This is a genomic window from Granulicella paludicola (genome assembly GCF_025685545.1).
In the GTDB taxonomy this organism is placed as follows: domain Bacteria; phylum Acidobacteriota; class Terriglobia; order Terriglobales; family Acidobacteriaceae; genus Granulicella; species Granulicella paludicola.
In genome coordinates, this window is the sequence record NZ_JAGSYC010000018.1 from 97,936 (window position 1) to 119,811 (window position 21,876).

A 21,876-nucleotide genomic window follows, 5' to 3' on the forward strand; every position below is an offset into this window, starting at 1 on the left:
TCCTTAATTTCCACCCAACCGTAACTTCAATCCGGTACGGAATGTTAGGGGCAATCCAGGATAGCCAATCGGTCCAATGTGTTGATCGTTGAGTAGATTGTCGACCTCGGCAAAGTAGGTGAATCCGCGCTTCAACGCATACTTCACGCTTAGGTTCAGCTTTACAAACCCGAAGTCCAGGTCGCGGTTTGGCAGCAGCAGCGAGTTCCCGCCCGTCGTATCCGAGTAGTCGAGGAACGTCGAGTCGTCGCTGCGGCTCGCCATCAACGCCATCAGCGCCACGTTCAGCTTCTTATGCGTGAACTGCATATCCACGAAGCCCGTATGCGGAGCTCGGCGGAACGGCCGCGCGCCCACGAGCGGGCTCTCCGCTCCGATCGCGATGGTCGGAAAACTCGGGTTCGTTGTCGGGAAGCCCTGATTCGCATCCACAGCGTCCGAGGCAAACGACTGCACCACCCGCGTCGACAGGTACGTATACCCGCCACGCACCAGGAACGGAGGTCGCGGCTGCCAGGTCAACTCCACCTCTGCGCCCTGCGCGCGGAACGCCAGCGAGTTCGTGTACGCGTAGTAATTGCAGATCGCCGGACTCACCGAGGCGCTGCAATTCGCATTCGGGTTTGTCAGGTTGAAGTAGTTCAGCAACGCCTGCCCGCTCACACTCTCCAGTTGGTGATCGAAGGTGTTGTGGAAGTAGCCAGCCTTCAATACCAGCTTCTCGCCAAAGATGTTCTGGTCGACGCCGAGATCATAGGTACGTGACCGCTCGGCGTTCTGAGGCTCGACATGATACGCCGCGATGTCCGCCGTATCGCCCGCTGCCAGCAGCTGCGTGTACAGGCTGTTATGCTCCAGCGCCAGCGTCGGCTCCTGCACACCGGTAGCCGCATTCGCCCGCAGGCGCGTTCCATGGAATGCCTTCCGCGAAGGCCGAACCGGCACATAGCTCAGACCCAGCCGAGGCGTGCCTGCGATGCCATACAGATGGTTCTTCTCCAGCGCGCCGCCCGCCGAGTAAAACAGTCTGTTCCAGAACTCGCCCTGAAACTGCAGGTTGTACTCGAAGTTCGTCCGCTTTTCCGAGTAAGCCTCGCCAAATTCGGCATCGTTGAAGCTTCCCCGCTCGTTGTCATACCGGAAGCCGAACACAGCATTGAAGTGCGGCGAAAGCGTCAGGTCGCTCTGGTAGTACAGCTGGTCACGGTTCGAATCCTGATCGCTGTTGCCGCCATAGATGTCCGTCTGCCCCGTCACCGAGTAGCCGTTCGCTCCGCGAATGGTCACTACCGGTCCAAAGTATTCGGTGTAGGCATACGTGGTACCGGGATTCAGCGTAATCGGCGTTCCCGGCTGTCCATACTGATGCTCCTGCTCACGCTTGCGAGCGATGCCGTAACGCACCAGGTTGTGCCATACGCCCTTGTATGTGTTCTCGAGCGTCAACCCTGAGTACAGGTCCTGATCTGCCTGCTTGCCAGTGTTCGAGATGCCCCAGAAGTCATGCGGACCCGGCAATCCCGTCGCAGAGTCCGCATTGCGAACAGTGGCACGCACCTGCGTATTGCCGTTGAAGTCGTAGCCTAGGTTCACAGCTGACGTTGTCGCGTGAAACTTGTCGTTCGGCAGCGCGTTCGACGTATCGAACCGCGAGAAGGCGCCGTAGTAATCGAGCTTGTCGAATGTGCCGCCCGCTGCCGCTTCATTGCGCCAGGTGTATAAATTGCCGGCATCGCCCGAATACGTAATCACCGGCGTCGCCGTCGTTCCGCGCGGTGTCGAGATCGCCACAACACCTGCTCCGGCATCCGTTCCATAAATCGCCGAGTCCGGTCCGCGCACCACCTCGATGTTATCGATTGCGGTCGAGCTCACCGTGCCGTAGTCGAACGTGCCACCGACATCGCCAGCAGGTACACCATCGATCGTCACCAGGTTCGCGGTCGAGTTGCCGCCGCGCAGGAAGAGGCTCGTCACACCGCCCGTCTGCCCGGTCTGCACCACAAACGCTCCCGGCACCTGCCGCAGCGAATCGCCCACCCCGATCTGCGTCGTCATCAACTCACCGGGCAGCAGCGTGACGGGAGCCGTCAGCTGCGGCACCGGCGTCGGCAGTCCCGTTGCCGACACAGACACATCCTGATGCACCGTATTCGTCGCAAGCACCACATCGTGCTGCAACACATCATTCGCTCCGCCATAGAAGTCGCCGCCCACCGCAGGCAGATAGTTCGGCGATAGCCCCACCAACGTGTAACGGCCGCCTCCCGCATAGTGAATCTCATACTGGCCGCTCGCGTCGGCAATGCCAAACGCGACCACGCGACCCTCCTGCACCAGCTGCACGCGGCTGCCCGGAATCGGCGCTCCGAGCGCGTCGGTCACGCGACCACGCACATCAACAGCATGGGCAGAAGCAGCCACCATTACCAACGCGATCAAACTGGAGACAGAGCGGCGCGAACGCATCGCGCGCTGAAAGAATCTGGCTCTCTCTGAGCTCAGGGAATAGAACATCATGCATCTCCTCCGCTCCCCCTTAGGAAGCGTGGCAGGCTAAAAACGCAGTAGAACCGGTCTCCTGACTGGTGCAGTTTCAAGGCTACGCCCTTATGGTGAGCTCCCTTCCCAGCCACGTCTTTTAGACAGCTAGTGGAAGTCTCAGGGCCAGCCTCACGCATCTACCCGCAGGGGCCGAACACGTGTGCACATCACAGTTGCGGGGCAGTGGCGGAGTCGCACCGCGCTTCCCGAACATTCCTTGCGGTAGCGTTGAGTGGATAAAGAGCAGCACCGCAAATACAGCACCGCCCCAAACGTTAGGGTCTCTCCAGTGTACTAGCCGACCGCACACTCGGTGCCGCGCTCCTCGAAAATTCAGCTGAGATCTCCTCACTCGCCAGCCCGATCACCCGCCCTTGTCCACGCTGCTGCACCACCAGCACCAGCCGACGACCCGACTCCGGCTGCGCCCGCAACGCCTGCGATACCGGGATCTTTACCAGCGTCTGCTCGCCATCACGCAGCACCATGCCCTTGCCCACGCTGCGCACTACCGATACATGTGCCAGCGTTCGCCCAGCATTCTCGCCGCGCTGAACTTGCGTGCTGTCATGATCATCTACCAGCATCGCCAGCACCTCCGCACCACCCTTTGGCACCTCGCCGCTCGCCGAAAATACGACCGACAGGCTCATCCCATTCGGCGCATACGATAGCACCTTCACCGCCAGCGGCAGCGGCTTCCCTTGCGTTTGTATCGCCTTCTGCACCGCATCCGAGTCGCTCCCCAGAACACCCTGCACCCCGTTCACCACTACCTGCGGCGTATAGATCTCGTCCACACCGGAGTTCTCGCCATACGTATTCTGCCGGTCAGAAAAGAATTGCGAAGAGAAAGGGTCTTTCCACCCTAGTTGATCCCAGTACGCCACATGCTCTTCCACTGCGATTACTTGCTGCCCGGAGGCCAGGACCGTCCCGTCCAGCTTTGCCAGCAGCGCATCTGCCGGAGGACAACTCGAGCAACCCTCCGAAGTAAACAGCTCTACCAGCACCGGCGTCGGCGTTCCATCCGCTTTATGCGCTGTCATCTGCGCGCCAGCACAGCTTCCCACCAGCAGTACGAGTCCAAGCTTCATCATCGAAAGACCTCGCACCATCTGACCAGCATGACCACCGAAGGTTACATCGCGACAAATTTCTTTCGAAACATGCAGCTTCAAACCGTTAGCAAAACCTTCCCCGTCGTCTTACGCCCAGCCAGATCAGTGTGTGCCTGCGCCGCATCTTCCAGCTTGTACTTTGCGCCGATCCGCACCTTCAACGCACCGCTCGCCACCCAGCCAAATACATCCGCGACTCGCTGCTCCAGCTCCGCGCGCGTCTGCACGTAATCCCTCAACGTCGGCCGAGTCAGATATAACGACCCTTGCATTAAGCGGATGGGATCGATCATGGGAGCCGCCCCACTCGATCCGCCATACAGCGCCAGCACGCCCCGAGGCCGCAGACACTTCAGCGAATCCTCAAATGTCGTCTTCGCCACCGAGTCGTACACCACCGGCAGCCCCTTGCCACCCGTGATCTCCATCACTGCATCCAGAAAGCTCGTTTGTGTATACAGCAACACGTGATCCGCACCAGCCTCACGCGACAGCGCGGCCTTCTCTTCGGTCGAAACCGTCGTAATCACCGTCGCGCCCAGCCGTTTCGCCATCTGTGTCAGCAGTAGCCCCACGCCGCCTGCTCCGGCATGAACCAGCACAGTATCGCCGCTCTGAATCGCATACGTGCTGTGCGAAAGATAGTGTGCCGTCAACCCCTGCAGCAGCACCGCCGCAGCCTGCTCCGATGTCATGTTAGCCGGAACGTGCAGGACCTCGCTCGCCGGCGGGCACGCATACTCCGCATAGGTCCCACGTACGCCATTCCAGGCCACGCGGTCCCCCACCGCAAACCCAGTCGCACCTTCACCCAGAGCCGTGACAACACCCGCAGCCTCTTGCCCTGGCACAAACGGCAGCGTCGCCGGATACCGACCCTCGCGCAGATACGTATCAATGAAGTTGACGCCGACAGCCTCGATCCTCACCTGCACCTGTCCAGCCGCAGGCGAAGGCACTGGCAACTCCGCAAGCTCCAGAACCTCAGGCCCACCTGTCTTCTGAATCTGAATCGCCCGCATCGCAATACCTTCCTAATCTCTACCTATTCCCTGTTCCATCGACTTCATCCGCACAATGCGATCCACCGTGTACGGCGACCGCTGCGAATGCGTAAAGAAGTGCCGCACCTGCAACTCACCCAGCAGTCCGACGCCAATCAGCTGTATTCCCGCCAGAATCAACACCGCCGCAATGATGAACCACGGTCCATGCTCTCCACCCACAGCATGTCCACTCAGCAGCTTGTGCACCAGCAGCCAGATTGCGATGCCCGCACCGCTGACCTCAGCCAGCGCTCCCAAGCCACCAAAGAAGTGCAGCGGCCGCGTCATGTACTTCAGCAGAAACCGAATCGTCAGCAGATCGAAGAACACCCGGAACGTTCGCGAGATCCCATAGTGGCTCTTGCCCGCCTCGCGTGCCGGATTCGAAATCGGCACCTCGCAGATGCTCGCTCCATACCAGCTAGCCAGCGCCGGAATAAACCGATGCATCTCGCCGTACAGCGGTATGTTTTGGATCACCTCACGCCGATACGCCTTGAACGTCGTTCCAAAATCGTGAATGTCCACGCCTGAAAGCCGCGCCATCAGCCAGTTCGCAATGCCCGAAGGAATCCGCCGCATCACAAAGTTGTCGGCCCGCTCCGACCGCCAGCCGCTCACCACGTCATAGCCCTCTTCCAGCTTCGCCAGAAACTGCGGAATCTCCGCGGGGTCGTGTTGCAGGTCGCCATCCATCGCGAGAATCGCATCACCCGAAGCATGATCGAACCCCGCGGCCAGCGCCGAGGTCTGCCCAAAGTTTCGACGCAGTTTCACCAGTAGCACCCGCGAATCGACCGCGGCAATCTCCTCCAGCAGCCGGTACGTGCGGTCCCGTGAACCATCGTCCACAAACACCAGTTCGAAGCTGGAACCCACCAGCTCCATCACGTCTTTCACGCGATCGTAGAGCTTCGTGACGTTCTCTTCTTCATTATGAAACGGGACGACAATGGAATATCTAGGCACCCTTAGATTCTATCCTCCTCTCTCCACCCTCCTCCACCCCTTTGTCTCCGTTACACTATTCTTAACTACTACCTGGCCCGGTAGCTCAGTTGCATAGAGCAGCGCACTCCTAACGCGAAGGTCGCAGGTTGGACTCCTGCCCGGGCCACCACAAAACCCCTATAAACATTGACCTTCTGCACTTCCGAGCTCAAGCCCAAGATTTCCTCTTTTGGCTGGGGATACTTTGGGGATACTACCCATCAAACGGTCTGACCTTGTCATCGCGCTGGGTTCGTCATCGTGCTCAGCCGACGTTCGTCGTATCCCGATTGCCTCGGTATGCGGCAGTGACGGCCAGCTCTGGCGGGCGAGTCCACTCTCCTTTCGTGAAGAAGAGTGGGGTGCAGGCTGAGTTGGAGATTAGGGGGAGAGGTGGGCGTTCCGATAACCAGCAGAAGCGTACGCAGCAGACGTCCTTCACAAACAAAGAGGCCCGAGACGTTTGTCTCGGGCTCTCGGTGCAGCCACGAATGACATGTGGAGGTAGAGGCGTTAGCTATTCCCCTAAGGTCAGAGAGTCACATCTCTCACTGACTGGATCAGTTCGAAAATCTAAAGCTACGAGGAGCCCGGAGGGAGTTGTTAGACCATCGAGGGGAGCGGTCTCATCGTTGTGAGGGCCGATGGTTACAAAGTTGGACACGAGACGAGTGCGCGTCAGGTTAGGTGCGGATGTCTCATGCTGGTAGGGGCTAGACCCTGCGGTCAGCAGCGAACTGGAAATCGTAAACATACTAGTCATATGTTACCTCGGGCTCATCTTGGGCCTAGGGGAAAATTACGTTACTTTCGTTTCATCGGCCTTGATCTGAGGCTCTTTAGTCTCAATCTCTGTTTTTGCCGGTTTCTCACTGTCTTCTGCCGCTTTCTTAGTGGATGCGGGCGGCATAGTCAGCCGTTGCCAACCCTTCTGATCTTCGATCATGTTCAGCTTGACCTCACCATTCGGCATCAGCCACGCTGACATCTTCCCTTTAGATACGCTGGCCGACGCCGCTCGGATGCTTTCGCATACTGCAAAGACGTAAGAAAAATCCGTTTGGTGAGCTTTACCTGCACTTGCTTGGATCGCATTGTTTACCGCCTGCTGCATAATCTGCTGCTGAATTTGAGGCGGCAGATTCACAGGCAATTGAAGTGGTGCTGCAGGCTCGATCGCCGCGCGGCCCAGAGGATCTTTAAGGTAGTCGAGCAAGGGGAAAAATGGCTCGCGGAGTAGCATGTGTCCTTCGAGTCCACAATAGGCGTTCCAAATGAGTTTCTCCAGCTTCGGGTCTGGCTCTGCAACCTGGAGTTGTAGTGTTTTTGCCCGCCCTCTAGTTACAGCATCACTGTGGGCGAAGAAGCTCTTATTCAGATTCTCTGCGATCGTACGTACGCGCCCTTTGTCCTCTGGGCGTGACATGTGCATACTCAGCAGTCTCTCTCCGATATCGGTTGACAGATCGCTGGCGCGCTTTGCTGCTCCGACGTTCAGCGGGTCTACGACTGCGAACAGCCGTTCCATAATCGCTGACGTATGGAGTTGCTCAGTAATCCGGACCTCATCTGCGATGAAGCGGAGGAACGCTCCAACATCCTCATAAGCGAACTGCCTGACAGTGCCAGCACCATCTTGCATTTGGATCTGCGGATCGATTGGCCCAAGCGATGCATGAGGGTGCATCACGATTTCGTCAGCGCCGAGGGCAAAGATAGTAGCAGCACTAAAGGCCATAAACGGCACGAGAACGCAAACCTTTTTGAAACGTTCCCGAAGAAGGGACATAAGCTTCCAAGCCGTAAGCGCATCACCCCCAGTGCTGTTGATGAGCACGTCAACTTCCGTTCCTGATGTTATGAGATCGATCTGGTCGATGAACTCTCGAACGACGTCACCAGCCATCATCGCGTTTAGGCCTGCGCGAGTGGACGTGGCGTAAACGATTAGCGGACGCTTGCGGTACGCTTCGATCGCTTTGTATTGTGCAATGCGCTGCTCAAGCTGCACAGAGTTGCCTCGCTTCGTAAAACTGAAATTGTGTTTGCGAAATAGTCGCAGTTCGTTCACCAATATGCAAGGGAAAAGCAAAGACACGAAACCTAGTGTTCGTTGCTTACGCAGTAATCGGATAGTTAGCGATCAGCACCTCGCCAGCATCTTTTGCCTGGTGAGCAACCTTCAACTGCGCCACACTAGGTATTGCGAATAGCGACGACCAGCGCGGTCGATATCAGGAGCGACGGCCCAAGCTTTGGCCAGTCCGGTATCTTGTCGTGTCCGATGACGTGCATTGGTACGCCCCTATGCCCTGATCCGTGCGTACTGCTCGCCGGTGATCTCGATCCGCACTTCACCGGCACCCTCAGCCAAGGCGCGCTTGAACATCACGCCGGGTCCTGCTCCGAGGGCGGTTCTGCTGCGACTTACCAGGCCTTCAACGGCCTCGGGGCTATCCATCTGCCATTGCTTCCCTATCGGGAGCTTGCTCATCGGGTCAAGGAACGTCACCAACCAAACGCAGTCATCTCGCCTGAACTGCATCAGCACTAGCTTGTTCAGCTTGCAGTGATCACACTGCCTGGGTCCGCCACGCCAGAAACCCAGGTCCAGCATCCTCATGCAGTCGCAGCACATCCTGCCGTCTGCCTTCCACTGCTCGTAAACTCGCCGAGTCCCGGTTCCCATGCCTCAGATTGTAAAGCGAACAGAAAGCGAATATTCTGTGGAAGTATGATTGTCTTTCCGAAACCAAGTGAGGATGAGATGGACGCACCACTGGACCCGACCTTTGTCGAGAAGTACGGCCGTTATTATGTGAAAATGCTGAAGTTGGATGTCCCCATCGAAGCATGGCGGGATGTGTTGGTCGAGATGTATTTCCCGGTGGATTGGCGGGACCTTCCTCGTGCCTTCAAGATGCTCGCGTCGGATTTAGATTCGTCAGAGGAGCACAGGGCTATCTATGACTTGCATAGACCCGATGGGATGTCCGACGCTGACTTTGCGCGTGGTCTATTGCGCCGGGCGCAGGAGAAGGTTGACGCTCTCCGAGAGATGATCACACGGGATGACGAATCATCGTTTGAAAGGCGCATCCTGAACCCGCCACCTCAATCGGAGTTCGACGTTGATATTGCAGCGGTCGATGAATTTTGGAAACGCCACAAGTTGAACTGAGGCCAGCATGTGCGGACGGTACGCCACCAGACGACAGAAGCAGCAGATAGCTGAGGCCTTCCAGGTGGGGAAGATCTTCGAAGAACCGTTCGCTCCAAACTACAACATCGCGCCGTCGACGTTTCAGCCCATCATCCGTGAGGAACGGGACTCCACCGAGCGCGAGATGGTTCTCCTGCGCTGGGGTCTGGTTCCCTTCTTTGCCAAGTCGCTTGCCGATTGGAAGGGCTTTTCTACGATCAACGCAAGGGCCGAGTCGATTACCAGCAGCAGCACCTGGCGAGAGCCGTTTCGACGCAGGCGTTGTATCGTTCCCGCTGATCTCTTTTACGAGTGGGCGCTCAGGACGCCGAAGGCCTCTGAGCCCGTTCTTCCCGAACTAAGACCGATTGGCAAGTCCCCAGGGCCAAGGTCGAAAGCTAAGCCAACGAAACAGCCCTATGCCATCTCACTGAAGTCTGGTGAGCCGTTCGCCTTTGCTGGGCTCTGGGATGCATGGAAGGAACCGAAGCCGAAGGGTGAATCCATCCACACACCCGATACTTGGCTTCAATCCTTCAGCATTATCACCACCGAAGCCAACGAGCTGATGAGCGAGATTCACACTCGTATGCCGGTCATCCTCCATGAGAAGGATTGGGCACGGTGGCTGGATCGCGCGGTGACAGAGCAGCCGCCTATCGACCTGCTGAGACCCTACGAGTCAGAGCTGATGGAGATGCGCCCGTGCAATCCGCTGGTAGGCAATGTGAAGAACAATGGGCCGGAGATGCTGGAGTGTCCGCAGCCGATACCTGGATTGCCCCTCAATAGCGAATAGCGATCGCTGACGACAAGCCGACTTATCAGGACTTATACTTCGATGCATGACGGCGCAAGTGGTTTTGCAATTCCCGACATCAGAGGATGTTGACAGCTACGACAAGCTCATCCGCTTTGAGGAAGCGCTTATTTCACTGCTTGGTGAAAGCGCAAAGGTGGACGGCCACGATTTTGGGGCTGGCGAGATGAACGTCTTCATTCTCACTGAGGACCCCATTGCAACCTTCGCCGTGGTCCAACAAACAGACCGATCCATAAGGCCCAGCCAAGACATGAGGGCTGCTTTCCGTCCGATAGACGGAGAAGACTACGTATGCCTTTGGCCGCCTGAACTGATGCAATTTCAGCTTGCGTAAGCTGCACCGGGCAACGCGAGAGCGTCAGATGCGATTGCTGACGAGCAGCCGACTTGTCGGGAGTAATCCGGCTGCTAGTCTGAATACATCGATGCCACCAGATCATCTTTTTCCGATTTTTGTGCGAGAGGGACGCAGCAGAAAGCGATACAAAGCTGGCTACATGACCCGCACGGGCGAGGTCACTGTTGCGGCTCAGTATGACCACGCCTATCCGTTTCGGAACGGCCTAGGTAGTGTGCGGCAAGGTGAAAAGTGGGGCGCGGTAAATGTGCGAGGCGAATTGACCATCGCTCCATTCTCTTCAACCCCACTTGAGTTTACTGAGGGGCTCGCAGAGTTCAGTGATAAGAGAGCCCACTTCGGCCTTATCGACACAACCGGCGCAATCGTCGTGCCACCCATCTGGGACAGCATCAGCCCATTCAGTGGAGGCTTGGCGTGCGTTCGCAAGGGCGAAGTCTACGGGTACATCGACAAGAGAGGTTGCATCGTGATCCCACCCTTCTTCGAGGAAGCGCGAGGATTTTCGGAAGGTCTTGCAGCAGTTCGACTGAATGACAGATGGGGATACATCAAGCCAGACGGAAAGACGGGGATTGATAATCAGTTCATCTGCAATCGGGGCATGGCAGGTCCATTCAGAGAAGGCCTAGCTCGTGTCGCACGGCAGGAAAGATGGGGCTATATAAATCAAGAAGGCGAGTTCGTTATTGAGCCAACATTTGATATGGCGCTGGAGTTCTCGGAAGGATACGGAACCGTAGAGATCAATAAGCGCCAAGGATATGTGAGTCGCGTGGGCGAACTTGTCATCCCGGCAAATTTTCTATGGGCGCAACGCTTCTCAGAGGGACTCGCGGCGGTTGATACCGGAAATGGGCAAGCCCACAAATCGATTGAGGACGCTTCTCGCAAAGGATTTATTCAGCATGACGGAAGTTTTCCCTTCCAGCCGCGTTTCTTCGGTGTGGGAAGGTTTCAGCATGGCTTGGCGCTGGTAGAAACTGAAAAGGAACTGGCATACATCGATAAGGCTGGAGACGCTGTTTGGTCAGGCGGATATGTGGACATCGGCTTCCTTGACCCAAGCCATCTGTTACCGCTAGAAGATTAGATCTTCTCGGGACTCGACATTACTCCTGATAAACGCCGTTTGCGGAAGTTGTCGCTAGATGCAATGGAATAGGCATCTCATAGCCATGAGCGACCGCGAGATCATCCCGATACCTGATCCAGAAGAGCAGTCCCAACAGGCAGCGACTGCTGTCTTCCTGCGCGACTTCCTGGATCAGTACGCACTTCCAGACGAGATGCCGGCGTGCCCTATTGGGATGAAGATGCTGTTTGAGATGGCTCGGCGGTACCCATCTGCCTTCGAGATCGCGAGACAGCGCCGATTGATCGACCCGCCACCCACCGTGACGAGGACACTGGGCTGGAAGGCCTACTGTGAGCATGTGATGGGCTGCGCGGATTGTGGTGAGGGTGGGGCCGATCCGGTGGTGTATGACGGTCGCATGGCCAACCGTCCTCTAACGGTTTAGTGCTGACTCATCAAAGTGGAGTAGAAGGTCAGCGGGGTCCTGCCAAACTTCGACACAACCGGCATCACGCAGGTCATCCGCCTTCCAACTTCCGGATGTCAGACCGATGACGGGGATGCCTAGCTTACCGGCCGCCTGAGCATCCCAAGGTGTATCGCCGAGCGCAATCGCCTGCTCGGGGCGCGTCTTGACCTTCTCCAACGCGACCGCAAAGATATCTGGATCAGGTTTTGAGTTCTTTGCGTCTGCACTTGAAGATGCCTCATCGATCAGATCCTCCATGCCCACAAGCTTGCCGTAGATAACCAGGTCTTCCTTCTCTGAAGAAGTCGCCAAGGCAATCTTCATGCCGGTTGAACGCACACGGCGCAATAGCTCATCTGCCCTGGAAAACGCCACCATTCGATGCATATAGTCCCGGTGGAAGATCTCCCTGCGGAAGTCCTTCATCGGCTTCTCAAGTCGTTTAAGATCGGCTTTCGGAACGAAGAGGGGTATGACCTTGTCCCCTCCCTTTCCGATCTGGCGCCATGTTTCATCCAATCCCACCTGGATGCCAAAGTGCTCGAATGTACGACGCCATGCTTCAGCGTGCAGGGCGTTGCTGTCCACAAGCGTTCCATCTATATCGGTAAGTAGTAAATCTGGCATGTTGCCTCCTCGCGTCCATCGAGACTCTGTCAGATGCACGATGGTGGTCCTGAGAAGTCAAATTCCGCCAATGATAGCGACGGGATAAACAAACGCTGCGAACTGTCACCCATCCAAATCCTGATCCCAAAAATAAACATTTGCATGGTATGTATTTTCTGCTACTCTCTGAATGTCAGAGGACAGGAGAGGAGAATCGCATGATCGCAATTCAGAGCAACGCTTGGCGAGAGCAGCTCAGAAGCAGACTGCTCAAAATCTCAAAGCTATGAAGTGGAAGGAAACCTGGGAGCTTCCTTCGATCCCCGATGAAGTCTTCTGGCCTGAGGTTGGGCGCAGGAGGGGACAGACAGGCGGAGGCAAGCCGAAGAAGCTGCGCCCATGTGAATTCTGCGGCGATGAATTCGGAGCGAGAGATATGCAGTACCACCTGCCCAGATGTCCGAAGAGGCCGAACAGCACAAAGACAACGAGGTAATATCCAATGACTGAAATGACAACTACGTCCCCCGCACCCAACACCATCCCCTATGCCGAACTTACAACCAAGATGACCACGATTGCCCGGTCGATGGAGCTTTGGTCCCAAGAACTCATCACCCTCTTGAGCGTTCCCAAAGCACGCCGCACCCCTGTACAACTCAAACGGCTGGCTGACATAGAGAGCAGCTTCGACACATATGCGGACTACCTTGAAAATCCTGGCCCGCTCCCCAAGGCGGCTTGCATCAAGCGCGCGAATGCAGCCTGCTAGTCGAATCAGCTTTGAAAACAAAGAGAGCCCACATCGAGATAACGGTGTGGGCTTTTGTTCTTTTTCTTTGTCCGGAAACTTGTCTGCCGCAATAGTGCGGACCATGCAGCATTTTTCGCCCTGTATAGTGCATGTATAACATTCTATTGATTTTATGAGAGGATGAAGGGAAGATAGAGAAGTTAGTTTTTTGCAAAATCGTCACCTATCAGAGGAGCCCTTCCATACATGACCCTTCCTGAACGCATCGCTGCTTACAAGACTGCTCTCAAGGCTGCCGAGGTTGCTGAACTCCTTGCCTGTAATGTCTGCAAGATATACGACATGATGAAGGCCAACACCATTCCCTATTTCTGCATTGGGTCCATGAAGCGCTTCGACCCGGCCACGCTGGCTGCTTGGGTGCAGAACCAAACGATTGAGCCCCTCTGAGGCCCGCTTGCTCTTGCTTTGCGTGCTACGCTGATCCACCTTGAAGCTGAGGAATTTAAAGAGGTAAACGGAGACAAAAATGGCAGAAACTCAAGGAACTAAGACAGCAGGCGGTTTCATCTCGTTATTGCTTCTCGGAGTCGTTGCCTGGTATTTCTTTGGAGGAGGCGTGGAGAACAAAGTAGCGGATGAGGTCCTCGATCAATACCGGATAGCCAAGCGTAGCGGAAGTCCAATGGACGCCTGTGTTCAGGCCGGCATAGTGAGGGCAGCATACCTCCAGGCGAAAGACGAGGCCAACTATCAAAGATGGCACATGACAGAACAAAACGATTGTCGTTTGGCTGGAGTGCCTGACCTCGCTCAATAGATAGACTCTTTTCGGCAACATCGGGGCATATCGTAACGCTAGCCAGCCAGACTTCTAAGACTACAAATGCTCTCATGTTTCCTTGGAAGCAGCGTGTTATGCTTCTCCGACTACCAGAAGAGACTATCGTAACGCGCATAGATACCTACAGCGTCGATGTTGCGATGACCTAGAAGATTCGCGATATCCTGCAGCGAAGAGCCCTGCTTGAGCAGTCGTGTGGCACAGGCATGGCGCAAAGCGTGCGGACCGCTGGGGCGATTTGATGCCTGCCTTGTGCATTTGCTCGCTCACCACCCGCCACATACTATCTGGACGTAACGGGCTAATGGGCTTGCGAAAGTTCACAAATAGGTCGCGACGGGTGCATTGCGGTCGGCCACGCTGAAGGTACTGAATGATCGCTTCAACAACCTCATACTGTATCGGGATGTTCTGGATGCCTCCACGTTTAGCCCTGAGAACCATGAAGGTGTCATTGCGCCAGTCGAAGTCACTCAACTGCAACTGTGCGACTTCGCCACTCCTGAGACCGTAGATTGCAAGGAGCAGGAGGATTGCCCGAGCTCGTAGAGCAGGAAATTACAGACAGCCGCCACCACTAAAGAGCAACGAACATAATGCAACCACACATAATCATCGGCTGTTATTAGCTCTTCAGCTCTTTCGTTGGCGGGATGCCTATTCCTGAAGCAGCATCCTCACTTGCGTATCGCTGGACATACGCATCGCTGCATCTCTTAGCTGGAAACATCGTAACGCACTCGATCATCGCTTCACAAAATCAGTGCCAGAGCACGATACCCCTTATGCGCAAGAAGCACTCACCCATCAAAGTGAGGGCTTTCACCGTTCATAGGAAGCAGCCTAAGATTGCTTACAGCTCCCATTGGGTGGGGTAACGTGTCACCCTATTTCCGATGCAGTAGGCAGCATGCGTTTCAACGGATGCCGTGTTCGCTTGGGTTGAGGCAAGGGATCGGAACCTCCAAGAGCACCACGCGTCGATCGGGGTCGAGGCCTACTCTACAGACAACAGACATCTGAATCTGACCGCGACCTTCCCTGAGGTGAATATAGAACGCATCGACTTCCTCATCATAGGACCATCGAACCTGCCCGCACGCCGCTGGACCATAGAGCACCCCGCCGGAGAGCTGACGACGCCAATCGAGCACTTCCACCCCGATCACTTCGCCAAAAGCGGTCAAGTCAATGGTGCTGAACCCTACTTCGAATGATTGGGAGGGAGATCCGTCCGAAAATCGGATGGAGAGGGTTCCATCACCAATCGCAGCATTGGGGAAGAATTTCATGCCGTTCTTCATGGCTGTCCTTTTCGTGCGCTCATAATCTTGCCTGTAGTGTCGCTTTGGACTACGGTTACGTCATTTTTCGAGTCGTAGTATACAGTCCTGTCTTCAAGTTTCTGAACAGATGTCGCATGATCGATCGTTTCATCTACCACGCTGCCTGGAATGTTTCTAATTGGTCCAGTCTCGTTGAGGTAATGAGCACTTAGTACCCTACCTCCAGGTGTTTTGGCAAGATCACCAGTAGCTTGCACTGCGACTCCCGCCGCTTCACTGGCTGCAGCTGCCTCCGCAGGTATTAACTCCTCCGCTGCACCAGGAACGAGTGCCAGCCCCATCATCATCCCCGGCGAGCTCATAGCCTTAGACGAGATGTAGTTAAAAACAGAGCGTTCCAATTGAACGGTCTGAGTGTTGCTCAACCCCCTCGCTGCATCTGCCGGAGTCTTGCCATTAATCGAAATGTTCTTGTACAGAGCAAGATTCTGGCGAGCCTGCGCCGCGTCCTGATCTGAATCGTTGAAGAGGCACCAGAAAAAACCCTTCCGTTGGCCGCCGTTCGTACAGTGACCGTCCGGATCGGTTCTGCTCAGAGGATTGTTGCCAACGTAGCCGTACAGGTTGAATGACTGTGGATTCGTTCGAACTGCATACGGAATTGCTACCGGAACCGAATCCCAGTCGGGACTCATGAACCTTCCCATCGAGCTGGCATAATACCTTGCCCCGAAGTAGTCGAGTCCCGATTCTGCGTCTCTTTCTTTGCCGGTGAACCTGGACGTTTTGAAACGATACAAATACACAAACTCAAAGTGTAATCGTACTTGAAAGGTACTCCCGTCATAGCGAAAGGTTCGCTATTTGGCCACGCAATGAAATCGTGATCTCCCAACGCTCGTCAAATGACAAGATCTCCAGCTTTTCCCGTCGTCCAGACTGGTATTCATCAATCCAGCCATTCCAACTGCAACGACTTTCCCGTCTTCCATCGCACTGATATCTTCGAGCCATCCGACTCGAACAGTTTGTCCCTCCACCTTCCACACGGATATCCAGGAGCGGCCTCTATCAACGCTCTTCACAATCGCAGAGGTAGAACTCAACCGTCCAGGGTTTAGTTCTACGGCATCACCGCTTTCGGCTGAACCAACGAGCAGGAAGAGCGACTTTGTTCCTTCGATCAACATGCGTCCCGCACTGCCATTTATCGGGAGTTTCACAGGCATAGCGGTTTTCCCTTCATCAGCGGTGAGAAGCGCAACCCCGCCTGATAACGCCCCTTCAGTCGGGCTGAAGAAAGCGCAATCGATCAACGTCTCCCACCTGAGAGGCGGGAGAGATTTCCACGTCCGCCCATCATCGTCCGAAAAAGATATCGACCCTCTGCTCAGGGCGAATAGTCGTGTGGCACCGCGTGTAATTGCGACTAAATCTTGCGTCCCTTGAAGACTGATCTTTTCCCACGCTGTCCCCGGAGACTCCGACTTCATGAAAGTACCTTTGTCTCCCGCAACAAATAGCGACGAGCCGTCATAGAGAAGCGCGTTGATATTTCGTTCGGTACCACTAGGAATTGATTTCCATGAAACGCCACCGTTTTCCGTTTCAAGAAGCAATCCTTCGTTTCCTCCAATCCATCCCTGAGCGTGATCTGCCCAAGCCAGCGATTTCAGGAACTTTGTGGTTCTGTAAACGATGCGCCAGTTTTTACCTGCATCTACGGTCGATAGGACTAAAGATTCCGTGTCCGAGGTGGTCAGAAGAATTCCGTGCGTCGAATCGGAAAAGCTGACCCTATGCAGGTCAAGATTAGGGCTCGCCGAAGCGGCTCTACAGAAGAGCAGCACGCAAGAGAGAGCCACAATCACGAACTTGTAGCCGGACATTGCGATGTCTTTCATCGCCGACTGTTCTCTAGTTGCCATCTCAAAGTCCTTTCTTTTCCACCCGGATCATGGAAAGGGATACTGCATGTACCTGACGGGCAGGTTATGTTGTGGACATTTATGTCGCGCGTTGCGAGTCCAAGCTGCCTTTGAAAGACATTCACGTTGTCAATCACCCCACCTGGCCCCGTGTCGCGCGGGTTGTACACCGGGAATTTGTGGTCGATCTCGTGCGAAACGCCCAACCCTAAAGAGAATGCGGCCATTGCCTGCTTGTCGCTCTGTCCTGCCGCATTTGCATAATCTGCGAAGTCGATCCGTACGTTGTATGTTGTTTGACCTGAGTTTGCGTTCATGGACCCGGCGTCACTGTCCATGAAATTGAGCTTTGGATCATTTGAGTAATCAGCAAGCTTGAACACATTAGCCTGGCTATCAATGGCTGAAGTGATTTGATCGCGGAGTCCCGCCGATCCGCCGTTCGCAGTTTCGTCTTTGTCGTAGCCCAACTGACCATTCTTGTCGAAGGCAATACTGCTGAGACCAGTCTTCTGCTGGAGGTCTTTGGCTATAGCGCTCATTTGGGCGTTCGTCAGCTTGTGGTTAGGGTCATCTGTGTTCTCGACAATCTCGCCAGTTGGATCGATGTAGCGCAGCGGATTGTTCCGTGCGTAGGCATACAGATTCCACGATTGAGGATCACTGGTATGCGTATCGTTTACGAAATCATCGGGTGACATCATTCGTCCCATATTCGAACCGTAGTACCTGGCTCCGAAGTAGTCGAGCCCAGATTCCGCGTCTCTTTCTTTGCCGGTGAACTTGTATGGATCTTGGTCGCTTCCATTGAAAGACTGTCCAAAGGGAGCGTAGTCTACACTGCTTAAAAGGTTACCCTGATAGTCCAACTGACCGATTTCGGTTCCGAGGTGATCCAACATTCGATAAACAGGTTGACCTGATCCAGTGACCTCGGCGATAAGCCCATTGGGTCCGCTGATTAAATCAGTCCACTGACCCCCAGAGTATCGTGCGACAGGTTTACCACTGAATTCGAAATAACCCGTGGCATTTGAACCTGATTTCGCGATGCGGTCGCCTGACGGCAAATAAGTATAGGTTATCCCATTCAGCATTACGATCTGCTCGTTCGCGTCGTATGCCATCGAGTTGCTCAAACCATCACTCAATAAGTTCCCTGCAGCATCGTAAGAATAACCATACAACTGGTTTGATGCAGTGTAGGTCGTAGTGAATCCGAAGTTTCCACTCTGCTCAATATTGCCGAACGAATCATATGAATAGATTTCATTCAAACCGCCGCTTACTCCTACATCCTGAGCACTCGTCAGTCGGTTTAGGGAATCATAGCCGAACTGCCGATTGGTTCCCAGAACTTGATCTGTTGTCTGACTCAAGTTGCCATTGGGCGTCCATGTGTAGCCGCGTCCCCAGTAAACTCCACCACTGAGCGGATTCACATAGGAAAGCCCGCTAGGTTGAAGACGATTGTTGTAGCTGGCATTGAATTGGACTCCATTCCCAAAACTCGCCCCCGTGACATGATTGGCTGCATCGTAGCTGCTCACAGTCAGATAGGCTAAAGGAGTTGTGGGTGCATTAGACCAACCTGTTGAATTGACGGATGACAAGCGCCCTGCGCTATCGAGTGTTTGCGAGATCATCCTACCATCGGGATATGTTAATGAAAGAAGATCACCCGCTAAATCATAAGTAGCTGATATTGGTATCCAACCCATTTGCGGTGTAGACGGCACCACATCATATTGCTCAACCACGCGGCCCATCGCATCATATGAGTACACAACACCAGCGCCTTGTTCATTTGATTGAATGGACATTCGACCGACAGAATTTTGAGAATTCAACCCCAGATTGTTAAGGGGTGTTCCGCTCTCGTTGAACCCGTCGTACCCAAAAGCGGCAATCGGGCTTCCGTCACTGTATGTCTTGCTAGCCAAACGGTTGAGGGCATCATATGAATAGGCAGTGCTTATGCCGCGAGCATCAGTTTTATAGCTGAGGTTTCCATTCGCGTCGTATCCGTTATCGCAGGATCCCGAGCCAACAGAACCACCGCTCCACTGCCCGTAGCAGATTGTTCCAGTCTCTGGATTCTGAGATGTGAGGAGATGTGACAACGAATCATAGGTAAAGCTTCTATTCCTTGCAATATCGCTCCCGGCGTTTCCGAATTGATTCACCTGGAGCAAATTGCTTAAGGCATCGTAGGAATAGGCAGTCAGCAGGCCTGTTGTTGAAGGCGCTGGACGGCAAGCTGCTCCGCATGGCCGGATTGAAGCTCGCGCAACATTCGCCGAAACACTTGAATAGCTGGCATTCTCTAGCACCTGAACTGTGCGACCGAAAGCGTCATTCGCGATCTGCCAGCTATTACCGGCCTCGTCCGAGTAATCGACCCACGAGAAGTTCGACTTGCTACCGAGAGGTTTGCAGACTTCCTGACCACTCGTCGGATTGTTGTCATAACACCATTGTTGGATCGTTAGATCGGGATTCTGCTTCTGTGTTTTTCTTCCCAGAGCATCGTAGCTGTATACGGTGTTGACAGGAGTTGCACCCGAGCTATAAGGATTGGTTACAGATGCAACCTGCCCGAGCCCGGTAAAAGTGGTATCTACCTCAATCGCACCATTCGCGGTATTTGAATTTAGTACGTGCCCCATTGAATCAGCTGTGGTGATCGTGACAATAGTTGGCTCGGAATTATCCGTGCTTGCAAGCTTGGTAGACGTGACGGCCAGTGCCGGGTCGTTGTAATTAAAATCCGTTTTCCCTTGGTCAGGAAAATCGACCTCGGTAAGTCTATTCAGAGGGTCATTATATAAATAAGAGGTTGTTTGCTTGTTGGCATCCGTACTTGACGATATCTGGCCTGTAGTGTACTTATATTTGGCTGTCCTCTGGTGGCCTAAGGGATCTGTTACTGATGTAAGATAGGCGTTCGAGTTTCCTGCTGAGTTACTACCTGAGGGTGAGTCCGTGTAGCTATACGTCGTCGTGTGATTGCTACCATTTACGTCAGCGCAAGCCGCGTTGCCGCAGGCATCTGTGATCGAGCTAATCTTTCCGGTTTCATCGTAAGCAATGGTCGTCGTTGGGTTTCCACTAGAACATGTCGCAGAGCCAATGAAGCAATGCCGAACGATCTGTGTGATATTGCCCCGAGCCGCGGATCCCGTAGGTCCGTAGTTAACTTCATCATGATTAGTACTAGACAGTGAAACCGTATTTGGAGCTCCGACGGCAGCACAAAGTGCGGTTCCTCCATCGTAATAGTAGTCCGTCTCTCCAATCATACCGCCCTGAGCGCTACTCACAATTTCACAGGGCGCATCAAGTAAGCCAGAGAGCGGAGGGTTCACGGGTATACCTTGATTGGTAGCCGGATAGAGAAATGGGCTTGGTGTGAAGCTTTGATAGTTGTATGCGGTCTCTTGAGTAGGGGTTGGAAGTCCCGAAGTATCGCCAGGACTGACTCCGCTACCGCAAGAATTAGCATTCAAGAGTCCGTAGTCATAGTTCTTTTGGTCCGCCAGGATTGTAGGCCACGCCCACGTTGTAAAAGCGCCCGAAATCAGGCTGCCATTTTCAATGCTGATGCTACAGAAACGCTCTAGATTGTTAAACCATGTCTCTTTGACCGCCACGAGCGGTGTGTTCGACGTTGACGTATTGGAATAGGTATCAACTTCCGCCTCCAAGCGCGCGACTGGAGCAACCGAAAAGTTAGCTTGGTCTAGACGTGAGGTGACGAAATAAGAGCCGCCTGGGACATAGTTATAGACTGTTGCAAAGGACAAGCCTGTAACGTTATCAGTTGTTATAACAGTGGTTGTTTTAGCGTCCCATGTAATCGAATATGCTGAAGGCCAATGAGTGGTGTAGTTGTAAGTTTGAGTCAGCGCAACTGTTTTACCGTCATAGCTAACCGTACGCTGGGATAAGTTATAACTGCCTCTTCGATATGGACAGGTTGCCGAATTACCCCAGGAACCGCCATTTGCAAATGGAGTAGGAACGAGCTGGTATTCCTCGTAATGGTCATCATCAAATGTGTTCCACTGGTATTGAACGTAACCACCGCCAGGATATGTTATTTGCTGCAAATATCCTTCCGGGTTGTACTGGAACTCATAAGCTTGTTGGTTGGGCAACGTAATCATCGTAATGCCCTTGCCGACGCTAGGAAGCGGCCCAGAGCCGGATGCAATGCAGAAGCTGGTACTCGCGGGAACCGAGCTTATGTAGTTGACGTCTACGTTGATTGGCGTTAGTTGAGTGTTGCCAGGATCCCAGGTCATCGTGTAAGGCTGTGCATAACCCGATACCGAGACGGTGTCCCCGGTTGAGCCGAAGCCGTTGATGTATAAGGCAGTCCTTCCAACATCGTCTGTAAGCGTGAATTGCTGATGTGCAGCGGTCGTATCCGCTAGCGTGAGCCTATTTCCATTTTTATCTTCTACGTATGTTGGATAATAGATCCAGCCATTATTTATGGGATCGGGGTGCGGGTTCGAATAATCAAAGGCGTAAATTGTCCCATGAGGATCAGATACACGAGCGGTCATCCCCGGAGCATTGTCGTTGAATGACACTGCGCTTGGGCCAGCCATCGTAGGACTGAGCGTCATTAGGTACCCGTCCGGTTGGTCGTACCTCTGCGAATTAAGATTTCCGCCACCGCTGCAATTAATTGCTGCGCTATTCGAGCCACCCACGATGCCGAGAACACTACTATGGCTCCCGCCCGCCGGATCATTGAAATTGAATCCCGAATAGTAATAACAATATGCTGGCACGGGTCCACTATCAGAGTTA

At 54.3% G+C, this 21,876-nt stretch carries 19 protein-coding genes, 1 tRNA gene, 2 pseudogenes and 1 riboswitch; of the genes and pseudogenes, 9 read left to right on the forward strand and 13 right to left on the reverse strand.

Going from position 1 to position 21,876, the window contains the following annotated elements; all coding sequences use genetic code 11:
* Positions 1-3 precede the first annotated feature (3 nt).
* The 4 genes from OHL14_RS02220 to OHL14_RS02235 form a co-directional block, all read right to left on the reverse strand.
* Positions 4-2,520: a TonB-dependent receptor gene (locus tag OHL14_RS02220; protein WP_263377672.1), complete on the reverse strand. Its 2,517-nt coding sequence runs from the start codon at positions 2,518-2,520 to the stop codon at positions 4-6.
* A gap of 34 nt (positions 2,521-2,554) precedes the next feature.
* A riboswitch (cobalamin riboswitch) is annotated at positions 2,555-2,820 on the reverse strand.
* On the reverse strand, positions 2,820-3,644 hold the full coding sequence (locus tag OHL14_RS02225; RefSeq protein ID WP_263377673.1) for a DUF1223 domain-containing protein: 825 nt from the start codon (positions 3,642-3,644) through the stop codon (positions 2,820-2,822). Its footprint overlaps the riboswitch before it by 1 nt.
* Before the next feature lie 77 nt (positions 3,645-3,721).
* On the reverse strand, positions 3,722-4,687 hold the full coding sequence (locus OHL14_RS02230) for a quinone oxidoreductase family protein (protein ID WP_263377674.1): 966 nt from the start codon (positions 4,685-4,687) through the stop codon (positions 3,722-3,724).
* A 12-nt stretch (positions 4,688-4,699) separates the two neighbouring features.
* A complete protein-coding gene (locus OHL14_RS02235) occupies positions 4,700-5,680 on the reverse strand; it encodes a glycosyltransferase family 2 protein (protein WP_263377675.1) in 981 nt (326 codons plus the stop codon).
* A 74-nt stretch (positions 5,681-5,754) separates the two neighbouring features.
* Between OHL14_RS02235 and OHL14_RS02240 the strand changes: the two genes are divergently transcribed.
* Positions 5,755-5,831 (forward strand) — tRNA-Arg (locus tag OHL14_RS02240).
* A 669-nt stretch (positions 5,832-6,500) separates the two neighbouring features.
* Here the strand turns inward: OHL14_RS02240 and OHL14_RS02245 are convergent.
* Positions 6,501-7,772, reverse strand: a complete 1,272-nt coding sequence (locus tag OHL14_RS02245) for an SDH family Clp fold serine proteinase (RefSeq protein ID WP_263377676.1) — start codon at positions 7,770-7,772, stop codon at positions 6,501-6,503.
* A gap of 234 nt (positions 7,773-8,006) precedes the next feature.
* Positions 8,007-8,195 (reverse strand): hypothetical protein, encoded by a 189-nt coding sequence (locus OHL14_RS02250; RefSeq protein WP_263377677.1) that lies wholly within the window; start codon positions 8,193-8,195, stop codon positions 8,007-8,009.
* Positions 8,196-8,435: 240 nt separating this feature from the next.
* Here OHL14_RS02250 and OHL14_RS02255 point away from each other — a divergent pair, with 240 nt between their 5' ends.
* From OHL14_RS02255 to OHL14_RS02275, 5 genes are all read left to right on the forward strand, one after another.
* A complete protein-coding gene (locus OHL14_RS02255) occupies positions 8,436-8,882 on the forward strand; it encodes a hypothetical protein (RefSeq protein ID WP_263377678.1) in 447 nt (148 codons plus the stop codon).
* A 7-nt stretch (positions 8,883-8,889) separates the two neighbouring features.
* Complete coding sequence (locus OHL14_RS02260) at positions 8,890-9,702, forward strand: SOS response-associated peptidase (protein WP_263377679.1); 813 nt, start codon at positions 8,890-8,892, stop codon at positions 9,700-9,702.
* 46 nt (positions 9,703-9,748) lie between these two features.
* A complete protein-coding gene (locus OHL14_RS02265) occupies positions 9,749-10,060 on the forward strand; it encodes an ABC transporter (protein ID WP_263377680.1) in 312 nt (103 codons plus the stop codon).
* A gap of 163 nt (positions 10,061-10,223) precedes the next feature.
* Positions 10,224-11,177: a WG repeat-containing protein gene (locus OHL14_RS02270; RefSeq protein WP_263377681.1), complete on the forward strand. Its 954-nt coding sequence runs from the start codon at positions 10,224-10,226 to the stop codon at positions 11,175-11,177.
* Between the two features lie 85 nt (positions 11,178-11,262).
* Positions 11,263-11,607: a hypothetical protein gene (locus tag OHL14_RS02275; RefSeq protein WP_263377682.1), complete on the forward strand. Its 345-nt coding sequence runs from the start codon at positions 11,263-11,265 to the stop codon at positions 11,605-11,607.
* Here OHL14_RS02275 and OHL14_RS02280 read toward each other — a convergent pair.
* Entirely contained in the window at positions 11,596-12,258 is a 663-nt protein-coding gene (locus tag OHL14_RS02280) for an HAD family hydrolase (protein ID WP_263377683.1), read from the reverse strand. The two genes, OHL14_RS02275 and OHL14_RS02280, sit on opposite strands and share 12 nt — an antisense overlap.
* A 493-nt stretch (positions 12,259-12,751) precedes the next feature.
* Between OHL14_RS02280 and OHL14_RS02285 the strand changes: the two genes are divergently transcribed.
* The 3 genes from OHL14_RS02285 (at position 12,752) to OHL14_RS02295 (ending at position 13,814) form a co-directional block, all read left to right on the forward strand.
* Positions 12,752-13,012: a hypothetical protein gene (locus OHL14_RS02285; RefSeq protein ID WP_263377684.1), complete on the forward strand. Its 261-nt coding sequence runs from the start codon at positions 12,752-12,754 to the stop codon at positions 13,010-13,012.
* Positions 13,013-13,240: 228 nt separating this feature from the next.
* Positions 13,241-13,444, forward strand: coding sequence for a helix-turn-helix domain-containing protein (locus tag OHL14_RS02290; protein ID WP_263377685.1), 204 nt, complete (start codon positions 13,241-13,243; stop codon positions 13,442-13,444).
* Positions 13,445-13,523: 79 nt separating this feature from the next.
* Entirely contained in the window at positions 13,524-13,814 is a 291-nt protein-coding gene (locus tag OHL14_RS02295; RefSeq protein ID WP_263377686.1) for a hypothetical protein, read from the forward strand.
* A 110-nt stretch (positions 13,815-13,924) separates the two neighbouring features.
* Here the strand turns inward: OHL14_RS02295 and OHL14_RS20130 are convergent.
* From OHL14_RS20130 to OHL14_RS02315, 6 genes and pseudogenes are all read right to left on the reverse strand, one after another.
* A pseudogene (locus OHL14_RS20130) lies at positions 13,925-14,059 on the reverse strand (tyrosine-type recombinase/integrase); the annotation flags it as partial.
* Between the two features lie 25 nt (positions 14,060-14,084).
* A pseudogene (locus tag OHL14_RS20135) lies at positions 14,085-14,375 on the reverse strand (tyrosine-type recombinase/integrase); the annotation flags it as partial.
* A gap of 380 nt (positions 14,376-14,755) precedes the next feature.
* Positions 14,756-15,142 (reverse strand): DUF2283 domain-containing protein, encoded by a 387-nt coding sequence (locus OHL14_RS02300; protein WP_263377687.1) that lies wholly within the window; start codon positions 15,140-15,142, stop codon positions 14,756-14,758.
* Positions 15,139-15,930 (reverse strand): RHS repeat-associated core domain-containing protein, encoded by a 792-nt coding sequence (locus tag OHL14_RS02305; protein WP_263377688.1) that lies wholly within the window; start codon positions 15,928-15,930, stop codon positions 15,139-15,141. Before OHL14_RS02305 ends, OHL14_RS02300 begins: the two co-directional genes overlap by 4 nt.
* Positions 15,931-15,984: 54 nt before the next feature.
* On the reverse strand, positions 15,985-17,052 hold the full coding sequence (locus OHL14_RS02310) for a WD40/YVTN/BNR-like repeat-containing protein (RefSeq protein ID WP_263377689.1): 1,068 nt from the start codon (positions 17,050-17,052) through the stop codon (positions 15,985-15,987).
* Complete coding sequence (locus OHL14_RS02315; protein WP_263377690.1) at positions 17,025-21,626, reverse strand: RHS repeat domain-containing protein; 4,602 nt, start codon at positions 21,624-21,626, stop codon at positions 17,025-17,027. The genes OHL14_RS02310 and OHL14_RS02315 overlap by 28 nt, the downstream gene beginning before the upstream one ends.
* Positions 21,627-21,876: the final 250 nt, after the last annotated feature.